The sequence below is a fragment of the Actinomadura sp. NAK00032 genome, assembly GCF_013364275.1.
GTDB lineage: Bacteria > Actinomycetota > Actinomycetes > Streptosporangiales > Streptosporangiaceae > Spirillospora.
In genome coordinates this window covers 2,621,835-2,634,457 of record NZ_CP054932.1, presented here as the reverse complement: position 1 = coordinate 2,634,457, position 12,623 = coordinate 2,621,835, and the positions used below count along the sequence as shown (strand labels likewise).

General features: G+C 73.8%; 16 protein-coding genes. 8 read left to right on the top strand and 8 right to left on the bottom strand.

The genetic code is table 11. The annotated features are described in order from the left end of the window. Nucleotides 1-12 precede the first annotated feature (12 nt). The 3 genes from HUT06_RS12325 to HUT06_RS12315 form a co-directional block, all read right to left on the bottom strand. Nucleotides 13-1,134, bottom strand: a complete 1,122-nt coding sequence (locus HUT06_RS12325; protein WP_176195847.1) for a D-alanine--D-alanine ligase family protein — start codon at nt 1,132-1,134, stop codon at nt 13-15. A 78-nt stretch (nt 1,135-1,212) separates the two neighbouring features. Continuing rightward, complete coding sequence (locus HUT06_RS12320) at nt 1,213-2,202, bottom strand: NAD(P)H-dependent glycerol-3-phosphate dehydrogenase (RefSeq protein WP_176201318.1); 990 nt, start codon at nt 2,200-2,202, stop codon at nt 1,213-1,215. 17 nt (nt 2,203-2,219) lie between these two features. After that, on the bottom strand, nt 2,220-3,050 hold the full coding sequence (locus HUT06_RS12315; protein WP_176195846.1) for a 1-acyl-sn-glycerol-3-phosphate acyltransferase: 831 nt from the start codon (nt 3,048-3,050) through the stop codon (nt 2,220-2,222). Between the two features lie 101 nt (nt 3,051-3,151). Between HUT06_RS12315 and cofC the strand changes: the two genes are divergently transcribed. Both cofC and HUT06_RS12305 read left to right on the top strand, forming a co-directional pair. After that, a complete protein-coding gene (gene cofC, locus HUT06_RS12310; RefSeq protein ID WP_176195845.1) occupies nt 3,152-3,844 on the top strand; it encodes a 2-phospho-L-lactate guanylyltransferase in 693 nt (230 codons plus the stop codon). A 10-nt stretch (nt 3,845-3,854) separates the two neighbouring features. Continuing rightward, nucleotides 3,855-4,058, top strand: coding sequence for a hypothetical protein (locus tag HUT06_RS12305; protein WP_176195844.1), 204 nt, complete (start codon nt 3,855-3,857; stop codon nt 4,056-4,058). Nucleotides 4,059-4,111: 53 nt separating this feature from the next. Here HUT06_RS12305 and HUT06_RS12300 read toward each other — a convergent pair whose 3' ends face one another. The 4 genes from HUT06_RS12300 to leuC form a co-directional block, all read right to left on the bottom strand. Further along, complete coding sequence (locus HUT06_RS12300) at nt 4,112-4,390, bottom strand: HU family DNA-binding protein (protein WP_021598708.1); 279 nt, start codon at nt 4,388-4,390, stop codon at nt 4,112-4,114. Nucleotides 4,391-4,548: 158 nt separating this feature from the next. Further along, a complete protein-coding gene (locus tag HUT06_RS12295; RefSeq protein WP_138636379.1) occupies nt 4,549-4,788 on the bottom strand; it encodes a hypothetical protein in 240 nt (79 codons plus the stop codon). Nucleotides 4,789-5,072: 284 nt separating this feature from the next. After that, complete coding sequence (gene leuD, locus HUT06_RS12290; RefSeq protein WP_176195843.1) at nt 5,073-5,660, bottom strand: 3-isopropylmalate dehydratase small subunit; 588 nt, start codon at nt 5,658-5,660, stop codon at nt 5,073-5,075. A gap of 11 nt (nt 5,661-5,671) precedes the next feature. Continuing rightward, the gene (leuC, locus tag HUT06_RS12285; protein WP_176195842.1) at nt 5,672-7,069 is read right to left on the bottom strand and encodes a 3-isopropylmalate dehydratase large subunit; all 1,398 of its coding nucleotides are present in this window, start codon (nt 7,067-7,069) and stop codon (nt 5,672-5,674) included. A gap of 112 nt (nt 7,070-7,181) precedes the next feature. Here leuC and HUT06_RS12280 point away from each other — a divergent pair, with 112 nt between their 5' ends. From HUT06_RS12280 to HUT06_RS12265, 5 genes are all read left to right on the top strand, one after another. Beyond that, nucleotides 7,182-7,901, top strand: coding sequence for an IclR family transcriptional regulator (locus tag HUT06_RS12280; RefSeq protein ID WP_176195841.1), 720 nt, complete (start codon nt 7,182-7,184; stop codon nt 7,899-7,901). Nucleotides 7,902-8,022: 121 nt separating this feature from the next. Next, entirely contained in the window at nt 8,023-8,652 is a 630-nt protein-coding gene (locus HUT06_RS12275; protein ID WP_176195840.1) for a MerR family transcriptional regulator, read from the top strand. A 96-nt stretch (nt 8,653-8,748) separates the two neighbouring features. Beyond that, the gene (locus HUT06_RS43800) at nt 8,749-9,138 is read left to right on the top strand and encodes a YidH family protein (RefSeq protein ID WP_217711291.1); all 390 of its coding nucleotides are present in this window, start codon (nt 8,749-8,751) and stop codon (nt 9,136-9,138) included. Next, nucleotides 9,135-9,443, top strand: coding sequence for a DUF202 domain-containing protein (locus tag HUT06_RS43795; protein ID WP_217711290.1), 309 nt, complete (start codon nt 9,135-9,137; stop codon nt 9,441-9,443). Before HUT06_RS43800 ends, HUT06_RS43795 begins: the two co-directional genes overlap by 4 nt. 79 nt (nt 9,444-9,522) lie before the next feature. Next, nucleotides 9,523-10,752 (top strand): NAD(P)-binding domain-containing protein, encoded by a 1,230-nt coding sequence (locus HUT06_RS12265; RefSeq protein WP_176195839.1) that lies wholly within the window; start codon nt 9,523-9,525, stop codon nt 10,750-10,752. Between the two features lie 3 nt (nt 10,753-10,755). Here HUT06_RS12265 and HUT06_RS45195 read toward each other — a convergent pair whose 3' ends face one another. Further along, a complete protein-coding gene (locus tag HUT06_RS45195; protein ID WP_302931801.1) occupies nt 10,756-11,670 on the bottom strand; it encodes a LysR family transcriptional regulator in 915 nt (304 codons plus the stop codon). 103 nt (nt 11,671-11,773) lie between these two features. Here HUT06_RS45195 and HUT06_RS12255 point away from each other — a divergent pair, with 103 nt between their 5' ends. Further along, nucleotides 11,774-12,604: an S-adenosyl-l-methionine hydroxide adenosyltransferase family protein gene (locus HUT06_RS12255; RefSeq protein ID WP_176195837.1), complete on the top strand. Its 831-nt coding sequence runs from the start codon at nt 11,774-11,776 to the stop codon at nt 12,602-12,604. Nucleotides 12,605-12,623 lie beyond the last annotated feature (19 nt).

Sequence of the window (12,623 nt, the reverse complement as noted above, 5' to 3'; positions counted from 1 at the left end):
CGGGCCGCGGGGCTAGCGCAGGCCGGTCGAGCGCTTCAGCGCCGTCTGGATGAGCCGGTCGACCAGCGCCGGGTAGTCCAGCCCGGTCGCCGCCCACATCTGCGGGAACGCCGACGCCGGGGTGAAGCCCGGCATGGTGTTGATCTCGTTGAGCACCCACCGGCCGTCCGGCGTGTGGAAGAAGTCGACGCGGGCGAGGCCCTCGCAGTCGAGCGCCTCGAACGCCTGCACGGCGACGCGGCGGACCTCCTCGATCGCGGCGGGCGGCAGGTCCGGCGGGACCGCCATCGAGGTGGAGCCGTCGAGGTACTTGGTCTCGAAGTCGTAGAAGTCGTGCTCGCCCGCCATCAGCACCTCGGCGGGCAGGCTCGCCTCGGGCGGGCCGTCGTCCACGCCCTGCAGGACGCCGCACTCGACCTCGCGGCCCTCGATCGCGGCCTCCACGACCACCTTCGGGTCGTGCTCGCGGGCCGCCTCGACCGCCGCCTCCAGGTCGGCCTCGTCGGTGACGCGGGTGATGCCCATGCTCGACCCGGCGCGGGCCGGCTTGACGAACACCGGCGCGCCGTCCGCCAGGCCCAGCTCCTTGATCTCGTCGATCTTGCGCTTGCGCTCGCGCCGCCACTCCCGGTCGCCGACCAGCACGTACGGGCCGACGGGCAGGCCGCGCGCCTGCCAGACGAGCTTCATGTACCCCTTGTCCATGCCGACGGCACTGGCCAGCACCCCGGCGCCGACGTAGCGGACGCCCGCGAGGTCGAGCAGGCCCTGGATCGTGCCGTCCTCGCCGTAGGGGCCGTGCAGCAGCGGCAGGACGACGTCGACCTCGGCGAGCGTGTCGGGCACCTCGCCCGGCCGCACCACCATCAGCCCGCGGCTGTCGGGGTCGAACGGCAGCGCGAGGGCGCTGCCGGCCCCGGTCACCTCGGGCAGCCGGCCGCCCTCGATCCCGAGCGGCAGGTCGGCGGGCGGCAGCACCCAGCGGCCGTCCCGGGCGATGCCGATCGGCACCACCTCGTACCGGTCCCGGTCGATGGCGGCCATGACGGCGCCCGCGGTGACGCAGGAGATCGCGTGCTCGGAGCTGCGTCCGCCGAAGACCACGGCCACGCGGATCTTAGAAACCTGGGACATGAGGTCCGACCCTACCGGTGATCAGTCCGGCTCGGCCACGAGCGGCCGGGCGCGGCGGGACGCGGGCGGGGGCGCACGTCACACCCCGTACCGCTCGGGCTTCGGGGACCGCGAGATCAGCGAGACCGCCGCCTCCTTGATCGGCATGCCGTGGTGCAGCACGGCGGTGACCGCCTCGGTGATCGGCATCTCGACGTTGTGCTTGCGGGCCAGCTCCAGCACCGCCTCGGACGACTTCACGCCCTCGGCGGTCTGCTTGGTGACGGCGATGACCTCCTCGAGGGTCATGCCGCGGCCGAGGTTCTCGCCGAACGTCCGGTTGCGCGACAGCGGCGAGATGCACGTCCCGACGAGGTCGCCCATGCCGGCGAGCCCGGCGAAGGTGTGCTCGTCGGCGCCGAGCGCCGCGCCGAGCCGGGCGATCTCGGCGAGCCCGCGGGTGATCAGCAGCGCCTGGGTGCTGGCGCCGAAGCCGAGCCCGACCGACATGCCGACGCACAGCGCGACGATGTTCTTCACCGCGCCGCCCAGCTCGCAGCCGACGACGTCGGTGGAGGTGTAGACGCGGAAGTACGGGGTCATCGTCGCGGCCTGCAGGCGCCGCGCGACGGCCTCGTCCACGCAGGCGGCGACGGCCGCGCCCGGCTCCCCGCTCGCGATCTCGCGGGCCAGGTTGGGGCCGCAGAACACGCCGACCCGCTCCGGCGGGACGTCGGCGACCTCGCGGATCACCTCCGACATCCGCCGCGCGGTGCCCATCTCGACGCCCTTCATCAGGCTGACGAGCACCGCGTCCGGCGGCAGGTGCGGGACCCAGGCGCCGAGGTTGGCGCGCAGCGTCTGCGCGGGGACGGCGAGCGCGACGAAGTCGGCGCCCTTCAGCGCCTCCGCCGGGTCGAGGGTGGCGCGGACGCCCTCCGGCAGCGTGACGCCGGGCAGGTAGTCGGGGTTCTCGTGCCGCTCGTTGACCGCCTCGACGACCTCGGGGCGGCGGCCCCACAGGACGACGTCGCCGCCCGCGTCGTGCAGCAGCTTGGTGAACGTCGTCCCCCAGGATCCGGCGCCCATCACCGCGGTACGGAAGGTCACGAGCCGTCCGCCTTCCGGGCGGCGGGCGCCGGCTCGACCGGGTCCGCGGGCGCCGGCACCGCGGCAGGCGCGGCGCGGCGGCGCTCCTCCAGCACCAGGTGGTGGTCGTAGCGCTCCTTCGGCGGCTCCTCGCCGCGCAGCTCGCCGAGCAGCCCGGCGATCGCCGCCATGATGTCGTCGGTGGCGGCGCGCAGCGTCTCCTTGCTGAGCGGCAGCCCCGCGTACTCCGACAGGTCCACCGGCGGCCCGGCGATCACCCGCATCGTCTTGCGGGGCAGCGGGTGGAAGCCCTTCTTCAGGCTGCCCGCGAGGCCCTTCTGCTCGCCCTTCTTGTACGGCATCAGCTCGTGCGCCCCCCAGCTCGCGACGGGGACGACCTTGGCGCCGGTCGCCAGCGCCATCCGGGCGACGCCCGTCTGGCCGGTCATCGGCCACAGCTCCGGGTCGCGGGTGCAGCTGCCCTCCGGGTAGAACATCAGGCACTCGCCGTCCACCAGCGCCTTCTCCGCCGCCTCCAGGGCGAGCGCGGCGTCGGCGCGGTCGCGGAACACGGGGATCTGGCCGGTGCCGCGCAGCACGCTGCCGATGAACTTCACGTCGAACAGCGTGGACTTGGCCAGGTAGACCGGGTACCGGCCCGACTCGTAGACGAAGTGGGCGAGCGCCAGGGGGTCGGCCTCGGAGATGTGGTTGGCGGCGATGATGACGCCGCCCTCCCCGGGTACGTTGCCCCGGCCCCGCCAGTCCCGCCTCAGGAGCCCGAACAGCAGCGGGCGCAGGATGACGATGGTGAGCTTCCGCCAGCGCGGCGAGTAGCCGTGGCTCATGCCCGTCCCCTCCTCATTCCTTCCCCTCCTCGCTTCATCCCCCGGATGAACGTGGGGTGTCATCAAGTGTCGCGGTTGCGTGCGCATAGTGTCGAGTTGCCATGTCTACAACAGCACGGTCTACAACAGCACGGGCCGGTGCCGCGCGGAACGCGCCCCGCCTGCCCTGGTCGCTCGTCGTCCCCGTCAAGGTGCTCGCCAGGGCCAAGACCCGCATGTCCGCCGCGGCGGGGCCGCACCGGGAGGCCCTCGCGCTCGCGGTGGCGGCCGACACGGTCGCCGCGGCGCTGCGCTGCGACCGGGTCCGCGACGTGATCGTTGTCACCGACGATCCCCTTCCGGCGGCCGAGCTCGCCGCCCTCGGCGCCCGCGTGGTGCCCGACGTGCCGGACGCCGGCCTGAACCCGGCGCTGGTGCACGGCGCGGGCCGGGGCCGCGAGCTGTCCCCGGACGCGGGCGTCGGCGCCCTGTCAGCGGACCTTCCCGCGCTGCGGCCGGATGAACTCGCCCGCGTCCTCGACGCCGCCGCGGCCGCGCCCGAGGCGTTCGTCCCGGACGCGGCGGGCATCGGGACGACGCTGTACACGGCGCGTCCGGGCGTCCCGTTCGCGCCGGCGTTCGGCGGCGGGTCCCGGGCGGAGCACCGCTCCCGCGGCGCCGTGGAGATCGTCCTGCCCGGCATCGACAGCGTCCGCCGCGACGTCGACACGCCGGACGACCTCCGGGCCGCCCTCGCGCTCGGCACCGGCCCCCGCACCGCCGAGGTCGCGGCCCGGCTGCCCTCGGTGGCCTAGAGTTCCGGTCATGCAGGGGACGGTGAAGGCGTTCGACGCGCAGACCCGGTCGGGGAGCGTCCTCCTCGACGACGGCACCGAGCTGGCGTTCGACGCGGACGCGTTCGCGGCGGGCGGGCTGCGGCTGCTGCGGTTCGGCCAGCGGGTGAACCTCGCGCTGGCGGGCGGCCGCGTCACCGCCGTGACGCTGTCGACGTTCCCGCTCCCCACCTGAACGCGTCAGCGCCCGGGACCGTTCGGACGGTCCCGGGCGCTGTCGCGGTGAGGCTACTTCTTGCCGGCCACCAGGTTCTTGAAGTCCGCACCGGCCTTGAACTTCGGCACGGACGTCGCGGGAACCTCGATGGTCTTGCCCGTTGCGGGGTTGCGGGCCGTACGGGCAGGCCGGTCGGCCTTCTCGAACGAACCGAACCCGGTGATCGCGACCTTGTCGCCCTTGGCGACGGCGTTCTGGATCGCCTCCAGGATGGCGTCGACGGCCTCGGCTGCGGCCTTCTTGCTGCCCAGCCGGTCAGAGATGGCGTCGACCAGCTCACGCTTGTTCATGGGTTACTCCTCTAGTTCCCCCCTTGCCCGAACGAAACTAAGGGACCCTCAGCATGGACACAATCACCTGCACGCAAGAGTTGGCGTGTCGCTGGCGTTTTTGTCGGCCTCGCCCCCGTCTCGCCGGGTGACCGGACCGGATCCGGCCACTGCGCACGCTAACCGACGTCGGCCCCGTCTTGGAAATCGGCGAGGAACGCGTCCAGCCTGCGGGCGGCCAGTCCGGCGTCCCGTTTCGCCAGATCGGTGATCGCCAGCAGGTGCCGGATGAGCCGCTGCCGGGTCTCGGCCGGAAGCGGCGCGACCGCCCGATGAGCGTCACGCAACTGGCGTGCGAGCAGCATCAACGCGGGATCGTCCCACTCCGGCCCCGTCCACGGGACGGCACTCAATTCCATTCCCCCAAACGGTCGGCGACCATGGCACACAGAAATTGTCCCTGGTGCCTGAAGCAACCGACACGCCCGGGGCCCACCTGAGCCCGCCCCACGCCTCTGGAGGACCTCAACCGGGGCCACGGGCAGGCCCGCGGAGGGCGCCCCAGCGCCCGGAGCGGGCCTGCCCGTCGGCGCAGGCGACCGCAGCGACGCCGCGCACGCCGGAACGGCCACGACAGACCACAACGGCGGCGTGAGGATCGCCTGCGCCGCAACGGGGGTTCCAGGGGGTCGCCCCCCTGGACTCACACGGTGCTGGGAAGCCAGGCTTGGCGAGATTTTTCGAAGTCGTCGATGGCGTCGGCGTGGCGGAGGGTGAGGCCGATGTCGTCCAGGCCCTCCAGGAGGCGCCAGCGGGTGTAGTCGTCGATCTCGAAGGACGCGGTCTCGCCGGCGTAGCGGACCTCGCGCGCGTCCAGGTCGACGGTGATCTCCAGCGCCGGGTCCTTCTCGATCCGGGCCTGGAGGTCCTCGACCTGCTCACCGGTCAGGATGACCGGCAGCAGACCCATCTTGGTGGAGTTGTTACGGAAGATGTCCCCGAAGCGGGGCGCGATGATGACGCGGAAGCCGTACTGCTGGAGGGCCCAGACGGCGTGCTCGCGGGACGAGCCGGTGCCGAAGTCGGGCCCGGCGACCAGGATGCCGGCGCCGTCGTACTGGGGCTGGTTCAGGACGAACTCAGGGTCCTCGCGCCAGGCGGAGAACAGCCCCTTGTCGAACCCGGTGCGGCTGACCTGCTTGAGCCAGACGGCCGGGATGATCTGGTCGGTGTCGACGTTGCTGCGGCGCAGCGGGACCGCGCGCCCGGTGTAGGTGGTGAACGCTTCCATCGTGGGTTCCCTTAGAGGTCGGCGGGGGCGGTCAGGCGGCCGGTGACGGCGGTCGCGGCGGCGACGGCGGGCGACACCAGGTGGGTGCGGCCGCCGGGTCCCTGGCGTCCCTCGAAGTTGCGGTTGGACGTGGAGGCGCTGCGCTCGCCGGGCGTGAGCTTGTCGGGGTTCATCGCCAGGCACATCGAGCAGCCGGCCTCGCGCCACTCGGCGCCGGACGCGGCGATCACCGCGTCGAGGCCCTCCTCCTCGGCCTGCTTCTTGACCTTCATGGAGCCGGGGACGACCAGCATCCGGACGCCGTCGGCGACCGTGCGGCCCTCCAGCACACCGGCGACGGCGCGCAGGTCCTCGATGCGGCCGTTGGTGCAGGAGCCCACGAAGACGGTGTCGACCTGGATCTCGCGCAGCGGCGTCCCGGCGGTGAGGCCCATGTAGTCGAGGGCGCGCTCGGCGGCCTGGCGCTGGACCGGGTCGGTGTAGGACGCGGGGTCGGGCACGGTCTCGCCGAGCGGCAGGCCCTGGCCGGGGTTGGTGCCCCAGGTGACGAACGGGGTCAGCGAGGCCGCGTCGATCACGACCTCCTTGTCGAAGACCGCGTCGTCGTCGGTGCGCAGGGACGTCCAGTACTCGACGGCGCGGTCCCAGTCCTCGCCCTGGGGGGCGTGCGCGCGGCCCTTGAGGTACGCGAACGTGGTCTCGTCGGGGGCGATCATCCCGGCGCGGGCGCCGGCCTCGATGGACATGTTGCAGACCGTCATCCGGCCTTCCATCGACAGCGACCGGACGGCCTCGCCGCGGTACTCGATGATGTGGCCCTGGCCGCCGCCGGTGCCGATCTCCGCGATGATCGCGAGGATGAGGTCCTTGGCGGTGACGCCCGCGGGCAGCGCGCCCTCGACGGTCACGGCCATCGTCTTCGGCTGGACCTGCGGCAGCGTCTGGGTGGCGAGGACGTGCTCGACCTCGCTGGTGCCGATGCCGAAGGCGAGCGCGCCGAACGCGCCGTGCGTGGAGGTGTGCGAGTCGCCGCAGACGACGGTCATGCCGGGCTGGGTGAGGCCGAGCTGCGGGCCCATCACGTGGACGATGCCCTGCCCGTCGTCGCCCATCGGGTGCAGCCGGACGCCGAAGTCGGAGCAGTTCTTGCGCAGCGTCTCGACCTGGGTGCGCGACACCGGGTCGGCGATGGGCTTGAGCAGGTCCGTCGTCGGGACGTTGTGGTCCTCGGTGGCGATGGTCAGGTCGGGGCGGCGGACCTCGCGGCCGGCCATCCGCAGCCCGTCGAACGCCTGCGGGCTCGTGACCTCGTGGACGAGGTGCAGGTCGATGTAGAGGAGGTCGGGCTCACCTTCGGCGCGCCGCACGACGTGCGCGTCGTAGACCTTCTCGGCCAGTGTTCGGCCCATCACTCCCACCTCACCTGTCAGGATCGTCGGTGCCCGGCGCTGGTCGACGGCGCACCGTGGTCTCGGTCACCTTGACTTGCAATCTCACATTACGAGACGCCAATATCAAGACATGGACAACTCTAGCGGAGTCGGCGTACTTGACAAAGCGGTTCTCGTACTGAACGCGCTGGAGGCCGGCCCGACCTCGCTCGCCCAGCTCGTCCAGACGACCGGGCTGGCCCGCCCGACCGCGCACCGGCTGGCCGTCGCGCTGGAGCACCACCGCCTCGTGCACCGCGACACGCAGGGGCGCTTCATCCTCGGCCCGCGGCTCGCCGAGCTGGCCGTCGCCGCCGGCGAGGACCGGCTGCTCGCCATCGCCCAGCCCGTGCTGGCCCAGTTGCGCGACCTCACCGGCGAGAGCGCCTCGCTGTTCCGCCGCCAGGGGGACGTCCGGGTGTGCGTGGCCGCCGCCGAGCGGACCAGCGGCCTGCGCGACACCATCCCGGTCGGCGCGGCGCTGCCGATGTCGGCGGGGTCGGCCGCGCAGATCCTGCTCGCCTGGGAGGAGCCCGACCGGCTGCACCGGGGGCTGCGCAACGCCAAGTTCGAGGCGACGACGCTGGCGTCGGTCCGGCGGCGCGGGTGGGCGCAGAGCGTCGGGGAGCGCGAGCAGGGCGTGGGGTCGGTGTCGGCGCCGATACGCGGCGCCGCCGGCCGGGTGATCGCGGCCGTCTCGGTGTCCGGCCCGCTGGAGCGGCTGACCCGCTCCCCCGGCCGGCTGCACGCCGGCCCGGTGGTCGCCGCCGCCGAGAAGATCTCCGAGGGGATGCGCCGCACCGCGTCCTGACCCGGCGGACCGGACATCCGCGGAACCGAACAAGGGGAACAACTCGGACAGACATTGGATAGTGCCGGTATCCAATCCCCCCGCCTCGCTACCGTTGGCCTCCGGCGAAGGGGGTTCGACGGTGCAGATCTCCGAGCTCAGCGATCGGAGCGGTCTGACGATCCAGACGATCAAGTTCTACATCCGGGAGGGACTGCTCCCCAAGGGCTCGACCGTCAGCGCGACCCGCGCGGAGTACGACGGCCGCCATCTGGAGCGGCTGCGGCTGATCAACGCCCTGCGCGAGGTCGGGGACCTGCCGGTCGCGGCGATCCAGCAGATCATCGCCGCCGTCGAGGACGACCGGGTCAGCCTGCACGACCTGTTCGCCACCACCCAGCACGCGATCGGCCCGCACGTCGCCGCGCCGCACGACCCGCACTGGCGCGCCGCCCGCGAGGACGTGGACGCCCTCGTCCGCGAACTCGGCTGGACGGTCGGCGCCGAGGCCCCCGCCCGCGACCTGCTCGCCCACACGTTCGTGGCGCTGCGCCGGCTCGGCTTCCCCATCACGCTCAAGGACCTGCGTCCCTACGTCAACGCCGCGACCGAGGTCGCCGAGCACGAGATCGGCCGGGTCGGCGAGGGCGCGCCCCGCAGCCGGACGGTCCATTCGCTGCTCGTGTCCACCGTCCTGTACGAGCAGGTGCTCACCGCCCTGCACCGGCTGGCCCAGGAGGACGCCTCGGCCCGCCGCTTCGGTACCCGCTGAACACCGCGCCACCAGGCATTTCCCAGATTGTCAGTCGGAATTGATTTTCCGTCCCGAAAATGGCATGGGCGCTTTCATCGCCTAATATGAATGGCGATGACCGCGACACGGCACTCGTCCTCCCCGGGCGGCAGGTGGGCCGACCGCCTGCTCGCCGAGGGCGACGACCCCGACCCCAGATTCACCCTCGCCAACGAGCGCACGTTCCTGGCGTGGATCCGCACGGCGCTGGCGCTGATCGCGGGCGGCATCGGCGCGGCGCTCGCCGGCGACTTCCTGGAGCCGGTGCTGCGGCACGGCCTCGCCATCGCGTTCGCCGGAACCGGCGCGCTCACCGCCGCGCTCGCGTTCCGCCGCTGGCTGCGCACCGAGCGCGCCCTGCGCCGCGACGAGACGCTGCCGCCGCCCGCGCTCGCCCCGGTGATCGCCTACGGCATCGCGATCGCCGCGATCGCGCTGCTGGTCGCGCTGCTGGTCACCCGGTGAAGCTCTGGGACCGGGGGGCGCAGCCGGAGCGGACGGCCCTGGCCTGGTCGCGCACCACCCTGTCCCTGACCGTCGCGGGCCTGCTGTGCGTGCGGCTCGCGCCCTCCGCCGCCGGGATGGCCGCCGCCGCGGCCGTCGTCTGCGGCAGCGCCGCGCTGCTGGTCCGCCGCACGCGGGCCGGCCTGCGGCTGCGGGCGCACCGGCTGCCCGCGGGCGGCGGCGCGGCCGACCCCGGCTCCATCGCGCTCATGACGGGCCTGGCACTGCTGCTGGCGCTCGTGGCGATCCTCTTCGCCTTCGGCTGAGCCATGCGCGGCTCGCATGACCGCCGTGCGAACCCTTCGCTGGTGTCATGGCAAAAAGGCGCCTAGCGTCGATCGCGCCATGACAAGAATCGCTTTTCTCGGACTGGGGCGCATGGGCGCCCCCATGGCCGCGCGGCTGCTCGCCGCCGGCCACGATCTGGCCGTCTGGAACCGGACGCCCGCCCGCACGGCACCGCTCGTGGAGGCCGGCGCCACCGCCGCCGCCACGCCCGCCGAGGCCGCCGCGGGCCGCGACCTGGTGATCACGATGCTCACCGACGCCGGCGCGGTGGAGGACGCCCTGTTCGGCCCCGCCGGCGCGGTCCCGGCGCTGGCGCCGGGCACGGTGATCGCCGACATGTCGACGATCGGGCCGGACGCGGTCCGCCGCGTCCGGGACCGGCTGCCCGCGGGCATCGGCTTCGTGGACGCGCCCGTCTCCGGGAGCGTCCCGCAGGCGGACGCGGGCGAGCTGGTGATCCTGGCGGGCGCCGCGGAGGCCGACCTCGCCCGCTGCGCGCCGGCGTTCGAGGCGCTCGGGCACGTCCGGCACGCCGGGCCGCCCGGCGCGGGCGCCGCGCTCAAGCTGGTGGTGAACGGCGTGCTCGTCGCCAATTTCGCCGCGCTGGGCGAGGCGCTCGCCGTCGCCGACCGGCTCGGCGTCGACGGCGGCCTGGCCCTGGACCTCCTGTCCCGCGTCAGCCCGCAGGCGCGCCGCCTCCAGGAGGGCGGGGGCCCGCCCCGCTTCACCCTCGCGCTCGCCGCCAAGGACCTCGGCCTCGCCCTCGACGGCTCCGCACAGGGCGGCGGTGTCCTGTCCGCCGTCCAGGCTCGCACGCAGGCCGCGCTGGACGACGGGCTCGGCGCCCGCGACCTCACCACACTCACCGACCACATCAGGAGAAGCACGCAGATGCGCGTCACGCTCGGCAACCCGGACACCGTCCCCGCCCCGCCGAACCCCGCCTACTCCCACACCGCGTACGTCACGCAGGGGCCGATGCTGTACGTGTCGGGGCAGATCGCCATGGACGAGGACGGCAAGGTGGACGCGCCCGGCGACATGACCCGCCAGTGCGAGGTGATCTTCTCGCTGCTCGGCCGCATCCTCGCCGCGCACGGCGCGGGCTTCGACGACGTCGTCAACATCCGCACGTTCCTGACCGACATGGACCTGCGCGCCGAGTACGCGGCCGTCCGGTTCCGGCACATCACCGGCACGCCGCCGACCAGCACGACCGTGGAGGTGCCCCGCCTGTTCCACCCGGACGCCCTGATCGAGATCGAACTCGTCGCGGCGATCCCGTAGCCGCTAGGGGTGCAGGTCCCCGGCCACGTCCCGCAGGTCCGCCAGGAACGCGGTGACGGCCGGGGACCGCCGCGCGTGCCGCCCCACCGCCGCGTAGACGGTGCGGCGCGGCCCCCGCCCGGACGCCACGGCGCGCAGCACCACCCCGTCCCGCACCACGGCGGAGGCCGCCAGCGCGGGCACGAGCGTCACGCCGAACCCCTCCGCGACCAGGCCCAGCTTGGAGATCCACTCGGCGACCCGGATCGGGGTCTCCGGGACGAACCCGGCGGCCTCGCAGCGGACGCGCAGCGCGGCGATCGCCTCCGGGTCGTCGGCGACGATCCACGGCTCGGCGGCCAGCTCCTCCAGCGGGACGCGGTCGCGCGCGGCGAGCCGGTGCCCGCTCGGCAGCGCGACGAGCAGCGCGTCCTCCAGCAGCGGCACGAGGTGGTCGGCGTCGAGCGACGGGTGCTTGTGGGTGCTGACCAGCACGATGTCGAGGTCGCCCGCGTCCAGCATCGGCAGCAGCCGCTCGGTCGTGCCCTCCCGGAGCACCGGCCGCACGCCCGGATGGCGGGCCCGGAACCGGGCGAGGGCGCGCGGCACGAGCACGGCGTTGGCCGTGGGGAAGGCGCCGAGGCGCAGCGTCCCGGTGTCGAGGCGGCGCAGCCCGTCGAGCGCGCGGGCAGTGGCGGCGAGGCGGTCGAGCAGCGCCCGCGCATGCGGCAGCAGGTACTCCCCGGCGGGGGTCGGCCGGACGCCCCGCGCGCCGCGCGCGAACAGCTCCACCCCGCAGACGTCCTCCAGCGCGGCGACCTGCCGGGACACCGCCGACTGGGTGTACCCCCCGGCGGCCGCGGCGGCGGTGAAGGAGCCGAGGTCGGCGACGGCGACGAACGTCCGCAGCAGGACGGGATCGAGGGCTTCGGCGCGCACAGGTGCAGGATACGAGCAGGCGGGGGGCACGGGCCGATCACCGGCTTGGTACCCTTTTGCGTCTCCCCCTCCGTCATCGCCGCAGGTCCCGCCGAGGTCGCCCATGTCCGAGAGCCGTCCGTTCGTCAGCCTGGCGACCGACTTCGGCGCCGCCTACACCGCCATCTGCGCCGGCGTGGTCCACACGATCGCGCCCGGCGCCACCGTGCTCGTGCTGAGCGACGAGATCACGCCGTTCGACGTCCGCGAGGGCGCGATGCTGCTCCGCCAGGCGCTCCCGTACCTGCCGGTCGGCGTCCACACCGGGATCGTCGACCCCGGTGTCGGGACGCCGCGCCGCCCCGTCGCGGTCGAGACCGGGCGCGGGGACGTGCTCATCGGCCCCGACAACGGGCTGCTCGTCCCCGCCGCCGAGAAGCTGGGCGGCGTCGTCCGGGCGCACGCCCTGGAGGATCCCGCGTACCGGCTGCCGGAGGTGTCGACCTCCTTCCACGGCCGCGACATCTTCTCCCCCGCCGCCGCGCACGTCGCGAACGGCGTCGCCGTCGCCGACCTCGGCGCGCCGGTCGGGCTGCTGCCGCTGGACGTCCCGCCCCCGGTGGCGGACGGCGGCGCGCTGACCGTGCCCGTGCTCTACACCGACCGCTTCGGCAGCCTCGTCCTCGGCGCCGAGCCCGGCGACCTGGCCGCCGCGTTCGGCGAACTGCCGCCCGGGACTCCGCTGGACGTCGCGTGGAGCGTTCCAGCCCCGGGCTCGGCCCGGGTGGCGTTCGCGGAGACCTTCGGCGCGGTCGCGCCCGGCGAGCCGCTGCTGTGGACCGACTCGTCCGGCTGGCTCGGCCTCGCCGTCAACCAGGGGTCGGCCACCGACGCCCTCGGCCTCACGGGTGTGCGGTCGCTCACGCTGCGACCCGCCGCCCCCGTTCCCGACTGAACACGAAAAGATTCGCTGG

Coding starts and splice junctions, on each gene's coding strand:
- HUT06_RS12325 (WP_176195847.1), bottom strand. CDS start 1,134: ATGTCCCAGGTTTCTAAGATCCGCGTGGCCGTGGTCTTCGGCGGACGC.
- HUT06_RS12320 (WP_176201318.1), bottom strand. CDS start 2,202: ATGGGCGCCGGATCCTGGGGGACGACGTTCACCAAGCTGCTGCACGAC.
- HUT06_RS12315 (WP_176195846.1), bottom strand. CDS start 3,050: ATGAGCCACGGCTACTCGCCGCGCTGGCGGAAGCTCACCATCGTCATC.
- cofC (WP_176195845.1), top strand. CDS start 3,152: ATGTCTACAACAGCACGGTCTACAACAGCACGGGCCGGTGCCGCGCGG.
- HUT06_RS12305 (WP_176195844.1), top strand. CDS start 3,855: ATGCAGGGGACGGTGAAGGCGTTCGACGCGCAGACCCGGTCGGGGAGC.
- HUT06_RS12300 (WP_021598708.1), bottom strand. CDS start 4,390: ATGAACAAGCGTGAGCTGGTCGACGCCATCTCTGACCGGCTGGGCAGC.
- HUT06_RS12295 (WP_138636379.1), bottom strand. CDS start 4,788: ATGGAATTGAGTGCCGTCCCGTGGACGGGGCCGGAGTGGGACGATCCC.
- leuD (WP_176195843.1), bottom strand. CDS start 5,660: ATGGAAGCGTTCACCACCTACACCGGGCGCGCGGTCCCGCTGCGCCGC.
- leuC (WP_176195842.1), bottom strand. CDS start 7,069: ATGGGCCGAACACTGGCCGAGAAGGTCTACGACGCGCACGTCGTGCGG.
- HUT06_RS12280 (WP_176195841.1), top strand. CDS start 7,182: ATGGACAACTCTAGCGGAGTCGGCGTACTTGACAAAGCGGTTCTCGTA.
- HUT06_RS43800 (WP_217711291.1), top strand. CDS start 8,749: ATGACCGCGACACGGCACTCGTCCTCCCCGGGCGGCAGGTGGGCCGAC.
- HUT06_RS12265 (WP_176195839.1), top strand. CDS start 9,523: ATGACAAGAATCGCTTTTCTCGGACTGGGGCGCATGGGCGCCCCCATG.
- HUT06_RS12255 (WP_176195837.1), top strand. CDS start 11,774: ATGTCCGAGAGCCGTCCGTTCGTCAGCCTGGCGACCGACTTCGGCGCC.